This is a genomic window from Neisseria sp. P0008.S010, assembly GCF_051962715.1.
Classification (GTDB): domain Bacteria; phylum Pseudomonadota; class Gammaproteobacteria; order Burkholderiales; family Neisseriaceae; genus Neisseria; species Neisseria elongata.
Map to the genome: position 1 here is coordinate 1 of NZ_JBQCVA010000331.1, position 261 is coordinate 261.

At 54.4% G+C, this 261-nt stretch carries 1 rRNA gene; it reads right to left on the reverse strand.

Annotated features, from left to right (window positions below):
- Window positions 1-261 (reverse strand): 16S ribosomal RNA (locus tag ACTHSL_RS13820); the annotation flags it as partial.

A 261-nucleotide genomic window follows, 5' to 3' on the forward strand; every position in this document is an offset into this window, starting at 1 on the left:
CTACACGGGTATCTAATCCCGTTTGCTCCCCTGGCCTTCGTGCCTCAGCGTCAGTAACTGTCCAGTATGCTGCCTACGCCATTAGCGTTCCTCATGATATCCACGCATTTCACTGCTCCACCATGAATTCCACATACCTCTCCAGAACTCAAGTCCGGCAGTATCGGATGCAGTTCCGAGGTTGAGCCCCGGGATTTCACATCTGACTTGCCGCACCGCCTACGCACCCTTTACGCCCAGTGATTCCGAACAACGCTTGAG